Annotated in this window: 16 protein-coding genes; 14 read left to right on the plus strand and 2 right to left on the minus strand. The window is 33.5% G+C overall.

The annotated features are described in order from the left end of the window. Positions 1–1,596, minus strand: a 1,596-nt coding sequence (locus J6Y29_00055; protein ID MBP5426286.1) for a hypothetical protein, incomplete at its 3' end; no start/stop codon positions are given. Between the two features lie 168 nt (positions 1,597–1,764). On the opposite strand from J6Y29_00055, the gene lepA reads away from it, so the two are divergent. The 5 genes from lepA to J6Y29_00080 are packed head-to-tail and all read left to right on the plus strand — an operon-like array spanning position 1,765 to position 8,214. After that, positions 1,765–3,561, plus strand: a complete 1,797-nt coding sequence (lepA, locus tag J6Y29_00060) for an elongation factor 4 (protein MBP5426287.1) — start codon at positions 1,765–1,767, stop codon at positions 3,559–3,561. 1 nt (position 3,562) lies between these two features. After that, complete coding sequence (locus tag J6Y29_00065) at positions 3,563–4,690, plus strand: oxygen-independent coproporphyrinogen III oxidase (protein ID MBP5426288.1); 1,128 nt, start codon at positions 3,563–3,565, stop codon at positions 4,688–4,690. A 12-nt stretch (positions 4,691–4,702) separates the two neighbouring features. Then, positions 4,703–5,311, plus strand: coding sequence for an SdpI family protein (locus J6Y29_00070; protein MBP5426289.1), 609 nt, complete (start codon positions 4,703–4,705; stop codon positions 5,309–5,311). A gap of 14 nt (positions 5,312–5,325) precedes the next feature. Beyond that, a complete protein-coding gene (locus J6Y29_00075; protein MBP5426290.1) occupies positions 5,326–5,874 on the plus strand; it encodes an ankyrin repeat domain-containing protein in 549 nt (182 codons plus the stop codon). A gap of 15 nt (positions 5,875–5,889) precedes the next feature. Continuing rightward, entirely contained in the window at positions 5,890–8,214 is a 2,325-nt protein-coding gene (locus J6Y29_00080; GenBank protein MBP5426291.1) for a metallophosphoesterase family protein, read from the plus strand. Here the strand turns inward: J6Y29_00080 and J6Y29_00085 are convergent. After that, positions 8,188–9,261, minus strand: a complete 1,074-nt coding sequence (locus J6Y29_00085; GenBank protein ID MBP5426292.1) for a sporulation integral membrane protein YlbJ — start codon at positions 9,259–9,261, stop codon at positions 8,188–8,190. The genes J6Y29_00080 and J6Y29_00085 overlap by 27 nt on opposite strands. 159 nt (positions 9,262–9,420) lie before the next feature. Here J6Y29_00085 and J6Y29_00090 point away from each other — a divergent pair, with 159 nt between their 5' ends. The 9 genes from J6Y29_00090 to J6Y29_00130 all read left to right on the plus strand — a co-directional run bounded on the left by J6Y29_00090 (position 9,421) and on the right by J6Y29_00130 (position 20,071). Continuing rightward, entirely contained in the window at positions 9,421–11,175 is a 1,755-nt protein-coding gene (locus J6Y29_00090) for a hypothetical protein (GenBank protein ID MBP5426293.1), read from the plus strand. Beyond that, a complete protein-coding gene (locus tag J6Y29_00095; GenBank protein ID MBP5426294.1) occupies positions 11,172–12,257 on the plus strand; it encodes a hypothetical protein in 1,086 nt (361 codons plus the stop codon). The genes J6Y29_00090 and J6Y29_00095 overlap by 4 nt, the downstream gene beginning before the upstream one ends. Further along, the gene (locus J6Y29_00100; GenBank protein ID MBP5426295.1) at positions 12,254–13,210 is read left to right on the plus strand and encodes a MoxR family ATPase; all 957 of its coding nucleotides are present in this window, start codon (positions 12,254–12,256) and stop codon (positions 13,208–13,210) included. Before J6Y29_00095 ends, J6Y29_00100 begins: the two co-directional genes overlap by 4 nt. 18 nt (positions 13,211–13,228) lie before the next feature. Next, positions 13,229–14,572 carry a DUF58 domain-containing protein gene (locus J6Y29_00105; GenBank protein ID MBP5426296.1) on the plus strand — a complete coding sequence of 448 codons (1,344 nt, stop codon included), beginning with the start codon at positions 13,229–13,231 and terminating at the stop codon, positions 14,570–14,572. Between the two features lie 14 nt (positions 14,573–14,586). Beyond that, entirely contained in the window at positions 14,587–15,180 is a 594-nt protein-coding gene (locus J6Y29_00110) for a hypothetical protein (GenBank protein ID MBP5426297.1), read from the plus strand. 98 nt (positions 15,181–15,278) lie between these two features. Further along, entirely contained in the window at positions 15,279–16,010 is a 732-nt protein-coding gene (locus tag J6Y29_00115; protein MBP5426298.1) for a putative ABC transporter permease, read from the plus strand. Positions 16,011–16,014: 4 nt separating this feature from the next. Continuing rightward, a complete protein-coding gene (locus J6Y29_00120) occupies positions 16,015–16,473 on the plus strand; it encodes a hypothetical protein (protein ID MBP5426299.1) in 459 nt (152 codons plus the stop codon). Between the two features lie 226 nt (positions 16,474–16,699). Beyond that, positions 16,700–19,309 carry a bifunctional acetaldehyde-CoA/alcohol dehydrogenase gene (gene adhE, locus J6Y29_00125; GenBank protein ID MBP5426300.1) on the plus strand — a complete coding sequence of 870 codons (2,610 nt, stop codon included), beginning with the start codon at positions 16,700–16,702 and terminating at the stop codon, positions 19,307–19,309. Continuing rightward, positions 19,310–20,071 (plus strand): phosphotransferase, encoded by a 762-nt coding sequence (locus J6Y29_00130; protein ID MBP5426301.1) that lies wholly within the window; start codon positions 19,310–19,312, stop codon positions 20,069–20,071. Positions 20,072–20,249: the final 178 nt, after the last annotated feature.

Below are 20,249 nucleotides of genomic sequence, written 5' to 3' on the forward strand. Positions count from 1 at the left end.
ATTTTCGGTACCATATGTATTTTTTGCACCACTATATGATATAGTTATTTTATTGCCTGAATATACGTTCACAGTGGAATTTGGGCTAGGATTTGTTAGACTAAATTGCATAGAATCATCGACAATAGTAAGTTTTGCACCGTCTCCATAGCCATAGAATCCGGGAGTTGGAGACACGGTTGGATTAGGTGATATTACGACTGGATCTGATTCTGGTAAAGGTTGAGTAGAAAATTCAGATGTTCCATATGTGAATTTTGTCCGTTTAAGATATAATGGATTAGGACTGTTGTTAATAAATTGACTTGTAGTATTTATTGGTGAAAATTGAGCCACTATATTATTCCCAGTAATTGATGGAGACATTCCTTCGGAGCTTGCATCTGATACCATAAGAATTGAGTGTAAAGGTATATTTAAAGCACATCTTACGTGGCAATCTGAAGAAATACTACTATTAACAGATAAGGCGCCATTAAATACCATTGCAATTCCAGAAGAAGAAAAAGAAGCAGATCTAAGCCACCATAAATTATTGCTTCCTGATGAATAAGACAGATTTCTTACTATTCTATTTGTATCAAATATTGTTGCATAAATGTATTCGTCATTCGAAAGTATTTCTTGCCCATAGCTATTATCAAATCCATACTCTTTATTTAATATCTCTTTTGCGGATAATAAAAATATTGTGTCTCCTTTTAATCCACAGCCATATGCACAGGCAGTAGACGCATCAGATGTGTCTCCTACAATTCTAAAATTATTACCATCCTTACTAGTATGAAAATTTGGCATATCTGCTTTATCAAATTCTGGACTAAGTCCACTATTATACCAATTGTCTCTCTCATTATTTTGTGTTGATAGTATTGCTCTTTGCTCTGCAGATGAAAAACAATCATCATAAAATCCATATTTTCCTGGAAGTACTTTAGTGGGATCATCAGGATCAACTTGTCCTGGATTTATTCCATCATAACTTGCATTACAGGATGATCCTTGTAAAAATAATCTTATTGAGCTATCTGTTTTTTCACCATTTTCACTTTCTGTTGACATAATAGTGTTGTAATCATCATCATTATTATCATTATTTTCTTCAACTTCTATTGACCATCTTTGACGAGATGAGCTTCTATTATCCCAGGATATTCCATTTGGCAGGGAATACTCCATTAACATAAACAATGCTTCTTTTTTATATTCTCTACAATCATTTGATTGGGTATTTAAGACTCGCCAATAAAGCGGTATATTGGATAAGTCCCCATATGGATTGATTAACTCAGGATCAGATGGACCATTAAAAGGATCGTTATATACTCTGGCCTTTGGATTTTCTGGTATCCACCCAAAATATACGCGATTGTATTCGGATGGATGAGGGGAATCATTTGAATTAGAGGGATCATATGTGGGGTTAGCTATTGTACATATTCCCAATGTGCCAGGTGTATATGGTGAAATTGCGTATGCCTCAACCCTAAAAAAAGGCATAAAAAAAGAGCTAAGCAATAGTATTACTAATAGATTTAAGGACATATTTTTATATTTTATTTTCAGGACGGTTCTTTTAAAATTATCTTGTATCATGTAAACATCTCTCCTTTCATTTATCGTAAAAGTTACATCGGATGCAATATTTTTTACTTTAACAAGCAAGAGGCACAAAAAGGAATTTTTTCCTTTTTCTATTAGAAGCTTAGTACTTTACAAATCGAGCAAAAAACGTTAGAATGGACTAGAATAGGGGGATTAAATATGGACAACATAAGAAATTTTTGTATAATAGCGCATATAGATCATGGTAAGTCAACGCTAGCAGATAGGCTAATAGAGACTACAGGGGTTCTTACAAAAAGAGAAATGGAAGAACAAGTGTTAGATACTATGGACATAGAGAGAGAAAGAGGTATCACAATAAAGGCTCAAGCAGTTAGGATGATATACAAAGATAAAGATGCTAAGGAGTATGTTTTAAATTTAATAGATACACCAGGGCATGTTGATTTCAATTATGAAGTATCGAGAAGTCTTGCTGCATGCGAAGGGGCAATATTGGTTGTTGATGCTGCACAAGGGATAGAGGCGCAGACACTAGCGAACGTTTATCTTGCAATAGAGCATGATTTAGAGATTGTGCCAGTTATAAATAAAGTGGATTTACCTAGCGCAAGACCAGATATAGTAAAGCAAGAGATAGAAGATGTGATAGGTCTTGATGCAAGTGATGCGCCATTAGTATCTGCTAAAAATGGTCTTAATATAGATCAAGTGTTGCAGGCAATAGTACAAAAGATCCCATCGCCAAGAGGTGATGTAAAAAATCCATTACAGGCGCTTATATTTGATTCATATTACGATTCCTACAAAGGTGTTATTGTGTTTGTCAGAATAAAAGAGGGTAGAGTAAAAGTTGGGGATAATATAAGGTTTATGTACACGCAAAAGGAGTTTATTGTGACAGAAGTAGGATATTTTCGTCCAGGTTCATTATCAGCGTGCGGGGAATTGTCTGTAGGTGAAGTTGGATACATTGCCGCTAGTATAAAAAATGTGCGAGATGCAAGAGTGGGGGATACAGTTACTCTAGTGGATAATCCCGCAAAGAAACCGTTAGATGGATATAAAAAAGTTAATCCTATGGTCTTTTGTGGAATATATCCAGCGGATGGATCAAAGTATGCAGACCTTAGAGATGCACTAGAGAAGCTTCAGTTAAATGATGCGGCACTATCATTTGAAGCGGAGTCGTCTAACGCATTGGGATTTGGATATAGATGTGGATTTTTGGGGCTTTTACACATGGAAATAATACAAGAGCGTTTGGAGCGAGAGTATAATTTTGATTTGATCACTACAGCGCCTAGTGTTATATACAAAGTTATTACTACCCAGGGAGAGACAATCTTTATAGATAATCCAGCAAATCTTCCGCCAATTACGTCTATTGCCTATATGGAGGAGCCAATAGTTAAAGCAAGTATTATGGTTCCAACCGATTACATAGGTAGTATTATGGAGCTATCACAAGAGCGCAGGGGCGTATACAAAGATATGACGTATATAGATGATACAAGAGTAATGTTAACATATGAGATGCCATTAAATGAGATAATATATGATTTCTTTGATGCACTAAAATCAAGGACTAGAGGGTTTGCATCATTTGACTATGATTTAATGGGTTATCAGAAATCGGATCTTGTTAAACTAGACATAATGTTAAATGGAGAAGTGATTGATGCGTTGTCTTTCATTGTTCATAGAGACAAAGCAGCCACTCGTGGAAGACGAATTGCAGAAAAACTTAAAGAGACTATACCAAGGCAACAATTTGAGATACCTGTTCAGGCGTGTATTGGTGGGAAAATAATAGCAAGAGAGACGGTTAAGGCATATAGAAAGGACGTATTGGCAAAGTGTTATGGTGGAGATATATCAAGGAAGAGAAAGTTACTTGAAAAACAGAAGGAAGGAAAAAAGAGAATGCGTCAAGTAGGCAGTGTGGAGTTACCGCAGGAAGCGTTTATGAGTGTTCTTAAATTGGATTCATAATATGGATAAAGAGTGTAGTTTGTATATTCATGTGCCTTTTTGTAAAGCTAAGTGCTATTATTGTGATTTTGCTTCGTTTGATAATTGTGACTGTTATATAAAAGATTACATAGAGAGCGTGGTACAAGAGATTGCGTTGGTTTCACCTAAGAATGTAATTAAAACTATATTTATAGGTGGGGGAACTCCATCATATATTAATGAATCGTATATATATAAAGTATTAGATAAGGTGTATTCGTGTTGTAGTGTAAAAAATGATGCAGAAATTACAATAGAATCAAATCCTGGTACATTGAATAGGGATAAGCTTTTGACTTACAAAAGTATAGGCATAAATAGACTTAGTATGGGTGTTCAGTCAACTAATGATAATGTGTTAAAGAAATTAGGAAGAATTCACACATATAAGGATTTTATTGATAATTTTAACTTAGCAAGAGAAGTTGGTTTTAGAAACATAAGTGTTGATTTAATGTTCGGAGTACCTGGTCAGGATGAAAATATATGGAGACAAACGCTTGGAGATGTGGTAAAAATATCTCCTGAGCACGTGTCAGCCTATAGCTTGACTATAGAAGAGGGAACAAAGTTTGGTGATATGTATCAAAAAGGAGAGATTTCATACGTACAGGATGATATAGATAGAAGCATGTATCATTACGCAATAGATTTTTTAGGACAGCATGGATATCATCAGTATGAGATATCTAATTTTGCTAAGAGATATTGTGAGTGTGAGCATAATAAAGTTTATTGGAATGATGAATGCTATATAGGAATAGGATTGGGTGCACATTCGTATTTTGCTGGTAAAAGATACAATAATACATATGATATGAATCAGTATATAAAAAGTGTGAAAAGAGGGATAGGGCCTCATGAAAATATAGAGGCGATATCAAAAACAAGAGATATGTCAGACTATATGATTTTGGGGCTTAGGTTGGCTAGTGGAGTTAGTAAGAAAAAATTTTATGAAAGATTTAATGAGAGCCTGGATTTGGTGTATCTAGTTAAGATAGAGGATCTTAAGGCCCGTGGTTTAATAAAGTGTGATGCAGATAAAGTAGTGTTAACAAAGCTAGGATTGGATTTAGCTAATAAAGTCTTTGTAGAATTTATTTAAAGGGGGATAATTTTGAAAAATATAAATATACAAAAAATTTTTATGTGGGTGTTCGCGCTAATTCCCATAATAGTAGTGGCAAGCGTATATAGAATGATCCCTAATAGATGTATTGTGGGAATAAATATGGCAAAGAGTCTATTTTATGGTGCAAAAAAAATGCTATGGATATTATGTGTGGTGCCAGTAGTAATTGCTATAGCCACAACAATATTTTCAAGGTACACTAAAAATTCGAATAGTAATATGCAAAAAGTTGCTGTATCAATTAGTATATTTGTAATCGGATATGTGTCAGCAATAATTTTAGAAAATTTTGACTTAAATATTATAGATGTGTATAATGTCGCGTGTTTTAGTATAGCAATATTGTTTGCAACGCTAGGGAGTAGCACAATTATTGAGATAAAGAATCCATGGACAATGCAAGATTTGAATGTGCGAGATAAAACACAGGAATTAGCTTGCAACTTGTGTATCATAGGAGGATTGATACAAGCGTTGTCGTCAATTTTTCTAAAGCAGCAAAAACTTTTTTATGTGATGATGCTAACGTTTGTAATATGTCTTATAATGCCCAATGTTATATCATATGTGTGGTATAGCAAAAAAAATAAATAAGGAGATGCTAAAATATGAAATATATACAGAAGGTGAAAAATTATTTTAGGGATATAAGAATAAAAAGTGCAATGAAAAATTATTTAGATCGATATATAGAATTAGCACAGTTTATAATGACAAATGGAAGTGGTGTCAATATACAAGATATAAAAAAGTATTTAACTGATATTAAAGATAATGAAGAGATGGTTAGATTTATGATAAATAAATTAAAAAAATGCGATTTTACAGTTTTAATGTATGCTGCAATAAGAGAGGACGAAGATCTTACAAGTAATATTATATCTAATCACTTGTGTGGGATAAATAAAAAAGATCGGTTGGGGTATACAGCGCTTATGTATGCATGTAGATTTAATAAAAGCGATAGAATAGTAAAAATGTTACTTGAAAATGGTGCTGATGTTAATAATATATCAAAAAGGAAAAAAACAGCATTTAATTTTGCAAAAGACAACGGAAATGATATAATAATATCAGTGGTAGGACGGGCTATATTAAATGATAGTATACCTCTTGTTGCTAAAAGAACAAGGGAGGTTAGGTTCAGTTTAGACTAATGGGGGGATGTTAATTTGAATAGTTATCCAAAATATAATCCTGACACAAAGAAGTATGAGATATATACTTTGGAGGAATTGGTGACTATGTCTAGTGGATGGACTGAAGGTATGCCCAAGTATGGAACATATGTACTTATGAATGATATAGATATGAAAGGATATAATGATTTTATTCCAATAGGACATAAAAGAGAGAGAGCGTTCGTGGGTACATTCGATGGGAACAATCATTGTATAAAAAATCTTAAGATAGATAGTGATCAAAAATATGTTGCTTTGTTCAAGTACTTAGGGAACAAAGAAGGTGGTTATGCGTGCGTTAGGAATTTACGTATGGAAAATTGCGACATAAAGGGAAGCCGCAATGTTGCATGCATAGCTGGAGTTAATTATGGAAGGATAGAAAATTGTTTTGTTTCAGGTAAGGTAAGATGTGATAGCATGGTAGGATCGCACGGAGTAGGCGGAATATCAGGTAAGAATAAAGCGTACGGATTTATAAAGAATTGTATTGTGAATGCAGATATAGAAGGTAGTTATGATGTAGGTGGAATTTCTGGTATACAAGAAGAAGGCGGGGTAGTGGTAGGCTGCCTTGTTGTTGGAACACTTAAAGCAAATGATGGCAACGGTATGGTAGGAGGAATAGTTGGTTCGTCTAATGCGGGGAATTGTATTAGAAAATGTTTAGTTGCTGTAAATAGCATATCCGGGAAAAGATATGTGGGTAAAATAATTGGACAGTTTAATGATGAGAGTTGTGATAATATAAGGGACAACATGGTTTGGGAAGGAATACAAATACTAGGAAATGAAGGCGGAGTGATAGAAGTTAAATCTATGTCGGTATATTCTGTAAAAGATTATATCAAACGTAGGTACGGAAAAGAATGGGATATTACATCTTTGATTGATTTGCCTATGAGAATGGATTTACCAATAATTACGTCAGTGCCTGTGTCGAGGATAAGTTCAAAAGGAGAACTTGTAATAAAAGCCAGGGTGTTACCTCATAATGATAATTATAAAGTTAATGTATATTACTGGAGTAGTTTTAATAAGTTTATCCGAATAGCAGATATGAAAAAGGTAAATGGTGAGTACAAATGTGTAATAAAAGGTTTGAGCCGAAGCAAAAGAGTGTATTATTATATAAGAGTTGAAGGTGACCCTGAAATAACATGGCCTTATTACAAAGAGGAACCAGTATGTGTTAATGTAGGAGACTATGGTATACAAAAACGCCCAAGTCAGATTACGCTAACAATGGGTAATGACATAAATAATGTTGGTGTCAATTGGATTACGCATAGTACAATAGAAGACACAGTTCTGTGGCATAAGAAAAAAGGTTCAAGTGATTGGGTGGAGACATTGGGTGTTAGTCATGAAATGAAAAAGAGTGAACTTAAAAGTCACAAAGTTAGGATGGAAAATTTAGAGCCAGATACAGTATATCAATACAAAGTTGGAGATAAGTACGGACATGATAGCGGGCTATTAGAATTTAAGACTGTACCGAAAAATGAATTTTCGTTTTTGTTTATAGCTGATCCTCAGGCTGTTAGCAGGAAGGATTATGTTACCTTCCGCAAATGTATGGATAGTGCGACTAAAAACTTTACTCCAGATTTTATAGTGAATGCGGGAGATATAACGCAAAATGGGTATAAGGCAACTGAGTGGAAAGCGTGTTTTGATATGTTGAGCGAATATTTTAATCGATTTCTTACTATATCAATACCAGGTAACCACGAAAATAAGGGTGATCCATACTTTAGCCAATACGTTAATAGATTTTTTATGCCAAAGACTAAGTTAGCTATTCCAAGCCGTGGGACTATAGGTGAGTTTAAGTGTGGTATAGCACATATAGTTACTGTTAATACGGAAATAATGAGAGAGACGGGGGTTAGAGAAAAACAGATATCTTGGATGAAAAATATATTTAAAAAGAGTGATTGTAAGTGGAAGATACTTGTGTTGCACCGAGGAATGTACATGGTTAACCATAGTTCTAAAAAGATTAGAAAATATTTCGAAGGGGTACTGGAGGAGGTTGGTGTAAATCTTGTGTTAAATGGACATGATCATATTTACACTAGAGCTACTAACAATGGTATAACGTATATAACAGGAGGAACGTGTGGCAATAAATTTTATGAGTATATCAATGAAGAAAATTTGAATATAGACGTGTGGCGTGATGACAAAGGATGTCAAACTTATAGTATAGTGAAGGTAAATGAAGGTGCCATAAATATAGATGTGTACTCAAAAAAAGATGAAGATGATTGGGATAATTGGATATTAATAGATAAAGTAGAAATTAAGTAATATTAGATATAGTATACTTAGTATGCCCTGTAGGAATTTGCCTATAACGAATGGTAGGGTACGTATATCGGACTTGGATAAGGTACTAAATATTTGGGAATGTATTGAAAGACCAGCAAAGCCTAATAGAAATGATGTTAGCAAAAGTTTTAGTAAAAGGCTAGTGTTAGAAAGATTAGCTATTAGGGATATGCCGCTTGTCATTTCAAAAAGGCCGCTGATGCAGGAGGATACTACACCTTGTTCTAAGCCAAACCAATAGATAATAGGCGAGAATATATTTGTAATGAATGCAAGAAAGGAAGTTTTGTTAAGTAGTTTAATTATTACTGAAAAAAATATTATGAAGCCAGCTATGTTTATCATTGTGTTTATGGCGGATACAACAGACGAAGTAAATATACATGTTAAACTTTTTTGCGTTTGTTTTGTGCTTGAACAAAGAGAAGTAAGGTAGGTTTTTTTGATTTGGCAAGTGTTGTTTCGTTTATAGAATGAGAATATTATTCCTACTGATATGGCTGAGAGTACGTGGCATGCGTACAATAGTAGCCCTATTTTTTTGCTACCAAAAAATCCTAGACCAACTGCAGATATTACAAAAAGTGGTCCTGAGTTATTAGTAAATGTTATAAGACGTTCAGCTTCTGTCTTTGTTAGTAAGCCTTGTTCGTACAGTTTTAGTGTTGAGGTTGCTCCAATAGGGTATCCACTTAGAGTCCCAAGAAAAAATGCTGGTGCTGAAGCTCCTGGAACGTTAAATAGGGGGCGCATTATTCCTTCAAAAAATTTTCCTATGATAACAGATATATTTGTATGGCTTAGGCATTCGCATATTACTAAAAAGGGAAATACTGCGGGAAACACCACATTAAACCATAAACTTATACCAAGTTTGCAGGATGATATGGCATCTTTGGAATATATGATAAGAAGGATTATAAAAGTTGCACATAACAAACTACTAAAGAGTAAAGAAAGTTCCTTTACCAGCCTTAAGCGATATAGTAAAAAAAATGTTGTGAGTGCTAAAATAACGTATATCAATGTAAGTGTACTCCTTTTGCTGGTATGGTATACTACTATATTCTATTGTTGTCTTAGGCGACTTATGCGTAATGTAATATGTGCTAAAATTCGATATTATATTTTGTTTGCAATATGTGATATAATAATGTTAATAGACAGGATGAGAGGTGATGGAGTATGTTGCTTAAAGGAAAGAAAATTTTTATAGGCTTAGTATTGGTAGTAGCATTTTTGCTAGCTACTGTATTAATGACGTCTTCCATCAATATTTTTTCATTATCTGAAGGTGTTAATATAAACTATTCTGATTTAATTAATAAAATAAAGTTGTCAAATGCGTCAAAGTTTTTAACATCAAAAGATGTGCTTCGGTTAGTCAATTATTTTTATGAATATCAGAAGCTTCGTGCAAACATAAAAAATCTTTCGTATGAGGAGCTAAATAGATTTTTGTTTTTGGGAAATTACTTATCTGGATATCTTGATCCAAACTATATAGGGATGACTAAAAATGCCTTGGATGATGTGCTTAGTAGATACCAAGAAATAGCTGACCAAAAAGTTATAGATGGAGTAGCAGAAAAATTAAATGATAAGGTATTGTTGTTAAAGAAAGTTAATGAACTTAAGATGAATGTTAGAAAACTATATGATGCTGACAAAATTTCTAAAGCTTCATATGAAGAAATTATGGATAAGCTTGGTGATATTGAGTACAATATAAATTTGTCTGAACTTAGCTTTGGTAGCATAAAGTTAGATTTAAAAGATATAATAAATGCAATAAATAAAGAAAAGAAAAGTTATAGTAAAAGTGTGGATTTGTCGTTTTTTGAAGATGTTGAGTCTAATATTAGTATGATACAAAGCGAGATAAATGGACTTGAATATATATCGAATTTTGTAAATAACAGCATAAATGTTATTGGCGGAAGTGGTCAATTGCCAATAGGAGTCTCTTCAAAAACAAACTATGAGAGATTTTCAGAAATTGCAAATAATATCGATACAAAGACTCTTTCAAATGTGGTAGAAGTGCTAGAGGGAGATTTATCAAGTACAAAGCTTGAGTCTATTGATTTTGCAAAGACAATGAAGTTTCCGAATATAACAATTGAAGGATCTATTGAAGATGCGTGGGATCTTAATGTGGATGTATCTAGTCTTAATTTAAATAATTTACTTGCACCAGTAGATTTATCACTTGTGTCAGGAGATTCAGTACATAAGTTGTTAAAAGGAATAACTAATGTTAAAGTTCCAGGTATTAATTGGGGAGAAGGCGATTTGATAAGTCCAATGCCTATAGATGTACCAACAACAATACCTACTGTAGTGCCAACAGTATCACCTACAGAGGTACCAACTGCAAAACCAATTGAGACTTTGCCAATTACACCAGATGCAGGTGATCATGAAGGTATTGTATCGCCCGAAGAAACTATTACACCAAGTCCTAATGTGTCAGAAAATCCGAGTGTACCAAGTATACGTTTAAATTATAAGATAGTGGCAGGGCTAGGAATTGTTATGATAGGTGTAGTCTTGTTTTGGAGAATAAAAGGAGATAAAATTAGTGTTAAAAGACAAATTGTGTATAAGGGTAATGACGGGTTAAAACATATGCAAAGTAATATTGAAAAAGTACCGATTAACTATAAAGAAAAGCTTATAAGTTTAGGAACACAGATGCTTTACAGAATAAGCAGTATAAACGCTAAAGACCGTAAGGAGAAGACGCCAAGAGAGGTAGTTAAGGGATTTTCAAGTAAGGGTAAATGTGATTTGGGGGTGCTTGAAAATTTTTTGAAATATTATGAGTGTGCGGTGTTTTATAAAATAGATGTGGATGAAAAATTATATCAAGAGTTTGTAGTAATTTGTGATAAAATATGTAATACACTTAAGCCAGAAGAGGAAGGGATAAAATGAGAAAATTTATTAACAAAATACGTCCATTTTTAGTATATTTTATGATAATTTTCTTTATAGCGTCGTATTCGCTGTTTAAGAAGAATGGGGCTGTGTCTTCTGTAATGGGGCGTGATTTGTTTTTCGTGTTTTGGATAATGGTTTTACTTGTGTTAAACTTTATAATAGGATTTGTGCTAGAAGTTTGGTTTGTGGGGATCTTTTTTAGAAAATTAAGAGTTAGTATAAGTGCATTGATGATAGGATTATCATTGTACATATTTATATATAACGTAATTAGCAGAGGAACCTTATATTACGGGCTTAATTGTTTGATAATACTTTTAGTAGCGTATTTCTTTTATGATACGCTAAGTGAGCTTTCAATAGCGGACAATATATTATTTGATGTAGTGCTAAAATTAGTGTTTTCACTGATAGCGACGATAGCACTTTATGTATGGAGTTGTGAATGGAAGGGGATTTACTTTGGGCGAATATTTTATGCAGGTTTTGCTAGTGTAGCGTTATTTTTGATGTTATCGCTATTAAGATATATACCTAATGCGGTATTTGAAAATTTTTCTAAAAATTTAATGTTTAAGTATTGTATAGGCTGTTTCTTATATACATACATGATGTTTATAAGAGCAAAACTTATACATAACAATTTTATAAACGTGGTAGAGTGGGTTGTAGTGTGTGGCGCATTTGGGCTATATTTTTATTCACTTACAAAGAATATAAAAAAAATATCTTACAATTCGTATAATCCGCTTTGGGGTAAGCACAAACAATTAAAAACAATAATAAGAAATGAGGAGTTTTCGAATTTATCAAATAAGATGGACGAGTTTATAGATATGGGAAGAAAGACAGAGCTTGTTACGTTTTTGTTTGGTCAATTATTTGGTTTGGGTATTGAGGAGATGGATATAAATATGGCGATGAATGAGCTTATTGAGCATAAAGATAGGGTGTTGCCAAGATATGCAAGTAGATATAAATTAGAGTATTTGATAAGTCAAAATAAAAATTATAGATATTTAATTGTTGAGTCTACAATAAAAAAAATTAACAGATTAATGGAGGAAAAGTTATGAGCGATCTTAGTGTGTGTGAACAAATAATTAAATCAATAGAGAGTGTGTTTATAACAGAGGATCCAGATGTACTAAAAAAGATACTTTGTGCGTTTTTATCAGGTGGTCATATCCTTTTAGAGGATAATCCAGGGCTTGGAAAAACATCACTTGTAAAAGCTATTGCAAGGACACTTAATATTGAATGGAAGAGGATACAGTTTACTCCAGATTTAATGCCATCTGATATCATAGGAACTAAAATATGGGACACAAATACAAGTAGTTTTAAGCTTGAAAGAGGACCATTATTTACGAATTTCTTATTGGCAGATGAGATAAACAGAGCAATGCCAAAAACTCAGTCTGCGCTATTAGAAGCGATGGAGGAGAAGCAAATAACAATAGATGGAATTACACATAAATTACAAGAACCATTTATAGTTATGGCGACGCAAAATCCAATAGAAATGGAAGGAACATATCAGTTGCCAGAGGCTCAATTAGATAGATTTGCTATAAAGTTATCGCTAGGATATTTGCAAGATATAGAAAGCGAGTGTAAAATTTTAAAGAACAGAATATCCAAAGCAAGTGATGATGTTAGTAAGGATATTACAGCAGTTGTGTCAAAAGAGGATATTATCAATATAAGACAAGATATAGAAAGTATATTTGTTCATGATAACATAATAAAGTACATTACCAAAATAGTAAGACAGACTAGAGTGAACAATAATATAAACGTAGGAGCTTCACCTCGAGGAGCATTGGCGTTACTAAAGCTTACCAAGGCATTGGCGTATATAGAGGATAGAACCTTTGTAACACCTGATGATGTGAAGATGTTAGCGCCAGATATTTTGGGGCATAGAGTGCTATTAAATTTTGAAAGCGCAATGGAAGGAGTAAAGGCAACTAGTGTCATTTTGGATATATTAGATGCAGTGCCGGTACCGAAAGATTTTGTCTAGTAAGGGAGGGTACTTTAAGTGAAGTTTAGTTATATATTTTATAAATATATGGTGTTTTTTTTAGTATTAATCATTTTTGGTTTAGCTTTATCTAATAAAGTATTGTTTAGTGTTGCATTGCTTTTTGTGTTAATGTTAATGCTGTCTTTATTGGTAAGTCCACCTTATGATATAGAAGTAAAAAGGGATCCGGACAAACGGAATTTTTTGACCAATACAGTTTATTCAAATAATGTTTATATAAAAATAAAAAAAGGTTTTGGGCTAATAATATTTGGAGATTTGCTGCAAGAAGATTTAGAGCTTGTATCAGGGTCTAATTATAAAGTGGTGTTTAAGTGGATAGGTGAAAAAGAGGTTATAATGACGTACAAGATACGAACAGTGAATGCGTGTACGTTAGAATTAAAGTCATTTTATTATGAATCACATCATTTTCTAAATCTTTTACGATGTGAAGAGAGGAGCATCAATGTTCGGCAAACGCTTACATTTTCGCCAAGCTCGGTGTATTTTAAGGACATAAGAAATATAGCGATATTGGCAAAATTGTTTAATTATCAGTTTACTAAATCTAAGATAGGAATACCTACACTTGAGTTTAATCAGCTAAGGAATTATGCTTCGGGAGATTCGGTTAAGTATATAAACTGGAAGGCTACAGCGAGGAATGTAGACAGCAGAGGTAAATGTTATCCTGTGGTAAATGAATTTGAAAAAGAGGGAATGTATAATGTATGGTTTTTACTGGATTTCTCAGTGAATATGCTGTACGGATCTAATATAAAAAATGTGTTTAACTATGCGCTAGATACAATATTAAATTTATCTGAGTATTATATAAAAAAGAATGCCAATATAGCGTTTTGTACTTTTGGCGGTAATGAAACTTTTTTATATCCCAATAGTGGTATTAACCAATATTATAAAATATTACGTCAGATGAAACATTTTAGTGAGATAAAGAATGATTACATAAAACTATCATTAAGTAGAGAAGTGGGATTAAAAGAGACTGTGTTTAAGTATAGAAATTACTTTAGTGGATCGGGACCATTTTTCATAATTTTTACCAGAATTATTCCAGGTAATGTTAAAGAGGTATTAAGCGGAGTACGCGAGTGCACTCAATATGTGCAAAAGAATACTAAAAGAAGGTTGCCCATAATGGTAATCAATTTAAATGGACATGTTACCAAGACAAATGAGTCTGATGTGGGCGAAATGGCGACTGATTTTTTGAGAATAAGAGATAAGTATATTGTTGATAAGAATTTAAAAAGAAAGGTTATATGGATTGATTGGGATCCGTTTACACAGGATTTTTATAGTATTTTGTCTAGGAAGATGCAAGAGTACTAAAGGAGGATCAAAAAATGGCGACGGTGAAGATTATACGAATATTGCGAGTGGTATTGTTAATTATAAATCTTTTAATATGTAGCACAGTGGCTAATATTTTAGGATATATTAGTTTGGGTATTGCGGTGGTGCTAGGTGTGACACTTGTTTTTGCAAGTGTGGTATTAACATGTTTTAATTTAAATATAAACATTCCATATAATGTGATGTATGCGGTGTTATTTTTGTTTATAATGTACAATAATAGTCTTAACATATCAGAAATGGGAATGTTTATATCAATGAGTTTAGTGATACTTATTGCGTGCTTTTGCTGGTATTTAAAGCTCTATGAAGAAAAAATATGTAAGCTAGTAGAAAAGGGTGGAGAAGAAGTTGAGATAAGAAATATATACACTAAACAAATCTTTAGTTTATTTTTAGCGGAAACTTTTGCTGAGTTTGCGCTTGTTTTTATATATTATATTGTGCAAAATATATCAGCTAGATTTATTGCATATTTATACAGTATTAATGCTATTTTTTCAATACCAGCTATAGCAGGATTTTTGTTAATAATTTTAATAAGTATCTTTATTCTTGTTATGTATACTTTAAAAAAAGATTAAAGGGAATGTGTTACAAATTAATCTTAAAAAAATCACTGGCTAAAATTTGTGGATTGTTGTATAATAAAAGCGCATAGGGAATGGAGGGTGATATATACATGTTGTTAATGAAAGTGTATATTGCGTTATTTTTAGCATACGCGATATTAGGCTGGTGCATGGAAGTGGTAGTAAAGTTTGTAGAATATAAAAGGTTTATAAATAGAGGTTTTTTAATAGGACCATATTGTCCTATATATGGAATGGGAGCTTTGTTGATAACGTTTTTGCTTGACAGGTTTAAAGAAAGACCAGTGGTAGTGTTTATTTTGGGATTATTGGTAGCGTCAGTTTTGGAGTATATCACAAGCTGGGCAATGGAAAAAATGTTTCATGCAAGATGGTGGGATTATAGCAATGATAAATTTAACATCAATGGACGAGTGTGTCTTGAAACAATGATACCATTTGGGATTTTGGGACTTTTGATAATATATATATTAAATCCAGTGCTAATAGGTGTATGTGAAAGAATGGGCAATGACTTGTTGTGTATAATTGTCAGTGTATTAGGAGGAATATTTTTAATTGATGGAGTGATATCCACGGTGATATTATCTACATTTAAAAATGATAGTGAGGAATTTTTAGCAGAAGATAATACTGAAGAAATGTCGAAAAAAGTAAAAGACATATTAGCTAAAATAACATGGGGCCAAAGAAGACTTATTGTAGCGTTCCCGAACTTAAAACATGTAGGCTATAAACTAAAGGAGAACGCAAAGGAAGCTTTAGAACGGTATAATAAAGTTATAGAGCAAATAAAAGATAAGTATTATAGTAGGGGATGAGATTTTGAATGAGTTTGAAGATATAATAAAGGATATATTAGAAAATGAGACTGTTCGTAGCATGAGAAATTATCGACAGCACTTTAATATAGACTGTTTTGAACACTCTTATAATGTGGCTAAGATATGTTATACTATAGCTAAAAATTTTAATCTAGATTATGTATCAATAGCCCGAGCTGGGATGTTACATGATTTATTCTTATATGATTGGCGTGCTCCCAAAGTAAATAGAAAAGGCTTTCACGCATTTACTCATGGGAAGAGTGCGTGCAAGAATGCATCAGAGTTGTTTGATCTAAGTGAAAAGGAAAAGGATATGATAATAAAGCATATGTGGCCAGTTACTCCCTTGCCACCAAAGTCTGTAGAAGGTTTAATTTTGACATTTGTGGATAAGTATTGTGCAATAAAGGAAAGTATAATTTGTGTAAAAAAGAAATTTATTTTTAGTAAAAAGTAACAAAAAACGAATCAATTAGGGGCGTGTTTTTGGTAACAAAAACGAACATTATGCTAACATATTGAAGATTATGATCATAAGTGTTACAATTAAACCGAGGAGAATTCTTACTTCCTAAGGGATGAAGAGCAAGTATGGTGAAAGTTGATTTAAGAGAGAATAAATTTGTATGCCGGTTGATCATACTATATGCATAGAGATAAAAAGAAAGAAAGGGAGTATTGATATGAAGAGAGACAGAAGAGTAGTAGATAGTATTGAAGCATTGGACGATGCTCTTTTAAGAGTTGGGCGAGCACAGGAGAAATTTTCATCTTACACCCAAGAACAAGTTGATAAAATATTTAAAGCGGCTGCGTTAGCTGCCAATCAAGCAAGGATACCTCTTGCGAAAATGGCAGTAGAGGAGACTGGTATGGGAATAGTAGAGGACAAAGTTATAAAGAATCATTTTGCAGCGGAATATATATATAATAAGTACAAGAATGAGAAGACGTGTGGTGTTATAGAAGAAGATGCATCATATGGAATAAAAAAGATAGCAGAGCCAATAGGAGTAATTGCGGCAGTTATTCCGACAACAAATCCAACATCTACTGCTATATTTAAGACATTGATCTCATTGAAAACGAGAAATGGAATAATAATAAGTCCGCATCCAAGAGCGAAGAAATCCACAATAGAGGCGGCAAAGATTGTGTTAGAGGCGGCAGTTTCAGCAGGTGCTCCCGAAGGAATAATATCGTGGGTAGATGTACCGTCGCTTGAGTTAACGACGCATTTGATGCATGAGGCAGATATTATTTTGGCTACAGGTGGTCCTGGTATGGTTGAGTCTGCGTATTCAAGTGGAAAACCGGCTATAGGTGTTGGTGCAGGTAATACACCAGCGGTGATAGATGAAACAGCGGATATTACATTAGCAGTTAATTCTATCATACATTCCAAGACATTTGATAACGGAATGATTTGTGCTTCTGAGCAATCGGTTATAGTATCTAGTAAAATATATGATAAAGTAAAAAAAGAGTTCGAAAATCGTGGATGCTACATATTAAGTGCAGATGAGATAGATAAGGTTCGAAAGACTATAATAATACACGGTGCATTAAATGCGAAGATAGTGGGCCAAAAGGCTCATACTATAGCAAATCTTGCCGGTATTTCGGTTCCACCTGATACAAAAATATTAATAGGCGAAGTGGAAAGTGTTGATATTTCAGAGGAGTTTGCGAGAGAGAAATTATCGCCAGTATTAGCAATGTATAAAGCAAAAAGTTTCGATGATGCGGTGGAAAAAGCACATAGATTAATATTAGATGGAGGATTAGGACATACAGCATCTATATATATAAATGTGGATACAGAAAAGGAAAAAATAGAAAAATTTTATAATAAAATGAGGACATGTAGAGTTATTATCAATACTCCATCATCCCACGGAGGTATAGGAGATATATATAATTTTGCATTAGCGCCATCGCTTACACTAGGTTGTGGTAGTTTTGGACGAAATTCAGTTTCAGAGAACGTTGGTGTCAAGCATTTGCTTAATATAAAAATTGTTGCAGAAAGGAAGAACAATATGCTTTGGTTAAGGGTTCCGGAAAAAGTTTATATAAAGAGAGGTTGCCTTCCAGTAGCATTGGAGGAGCTAAGGGATGTGTTAGGCAAGAAGAAAGTGTTTATAGTAACAGATAAATTTTTGTTTGATAACGGATACACAAAGGTTGTTACAAAAAAGCTAGATGAATTAGGAATAGGGCATACTATTTTTTCTGATGTTGCGCCAGATCCAAATCTTGCTTGTGCAAAAGAGGGAGCAAAGCTTATGAGTAGTTATAATCCAGATTGCATTATAGCTATAGGTGGAGGATCTGCGATGGATGCAGCAAAGGTAATGTGGGTTTTATATGAACATCCCGAAGTAGATTTCTTTGATATGGCTATGAGATTTATGGATATAAGAAAGAGGGTTTATACATTCCCTCGTATGGGAGATAAGGCATATTTTATAGCGGTTCCAACAACAGCAGGAACAGGATCGGAAGTTACACCATTTGCGGTAATTACAGATGAGAAGACAGGTATAAAGTATCCGTTGGCAGATTATGAGTTATTGCCAAAGATGGCTATAGTGGATGCTGATATGATGATGAATGCACCTCGTGGATTAACTAGTGCATCTGGAGTAGACGCATTAGTACATTCAATAGAGGCGTATGTTTCTATGCTTGCAACTGAATTCACAGATGCGTATGCATTAGAGGCAATAAAGCTCATATTTGAGTATTTGCCAAGGGCATATAAGAATGGAGCAGCGGATCCAGAGGCTAGAGAGAAGATGGCACATGCAGCAACTATTGCAGGAATTGCGTTTGCAAATGCGTTTTTAGGTATAGGTCATTCAATGGGACATAAGCTTGGGGCATTTCATCATTTGCCGCATGGAATTACAGTAGCACTTGTTTTAAATGAGGTTATGAAGTATAATAGTGTTGAGGTACCGGAGAAGATGGGAACATTTCCTCAGTATGGATATCCTAATGCGTTAGCAAGGTATGCTAAGATAGCTGAAGCAATAGGCATTAGCGGTAAAGATAATAAAGATAAGTTTAATAAATTATTGAAAAAAATTGATGAATTAAAAGATAGTATAGGAGTGAAGCATACAATAAAAGATTATGGAATATCTGAAAAGGAATTTCTTAAAACTTTAGACCAGATGAGTGAGCAAGCATTTGATGATCAGTGTACAGGAGCAAATCCTAGGTATCCATTGATAAGCGATATAAAAGAACTATATCTTAAAGCATACTACGGAGGTGAGAGGTAAATGTCGTATAATTTGAGTAATGAAATTAGAAGAAGAAAAACAAAGACGGTTTATAAAGATAAAGATAGCATAATAAAATTGTTTGTTAAGAATTATTCAAAGGCAGATATCTTGAATGAGGCACTAATTTTAGCGAGAGTAGAAGAGGGGTGCGATTTAAATATTCCAAAACTTCGTGAAGTAACTAAGATAGGTGATAGATGGGGTTTGGTAACAGAGTATATAGAGGGAAAGAATTTACAAGAGATGATGGATGAAGATCCAAGTAAAATGGAAAAATACCTTAATATTTTTGTAGATATACAGCTAGAGGTATTGTCGAAAAGCGTGCCACTGCTAAATCAGATAAAGGATAAATATACAAGAAAGCTAACAGATACTACATTAATAGACGATAGTACAAAATATGAGTTATTGCAAAGATTAGATGGGATGAAGAATCACACAAAGCTATGTCATGGTGATTTTAATCCAAGCAATGTTATTATATGTCCAAATGGAAAACATTGCATTGTAGATTGGGCGCATGCGACGATAGGAAATGCGTCGGCAGATGCTGCGAGAACATTTCTTATTTTTTCAATAGAAGGCAAGGAAGATATTGCAGAGAGATATTTGGATTTATTCTGTGATAAGAGTAACATAAGTAAAAGTAATGTGCAAAGGTGGATACCGATAGTGGCAGCGACGCAAATGGCCCAAGGAAATAAAAAAGAGCAAGAGTTTTTGCGTAAATTTATAGAGGTATTTGAGTTTGAATAACAATTTAAAATTAACATACATGGTAGGAAGGGAATTAGCCGAACCTAACGCTTGTGGACATTGTAGAAGACTTGGTGATAATTATATTAGCAAGAGATAGTGGATGAAGCAAGAAGCTCCAACTTTATATTTGAACAAAAAAGAAATTCGGAGGGGCGATTCAAATTAAAGTAAAAGG

The sequence above is a fragment of the Clostridiales bacterium genome (genome assembly GCA_017961515.1).
Lineage (GTDB): Bacteria > Bacillota > Clostridia > Acetivibrionales > RGIG10202 > RGIG10202.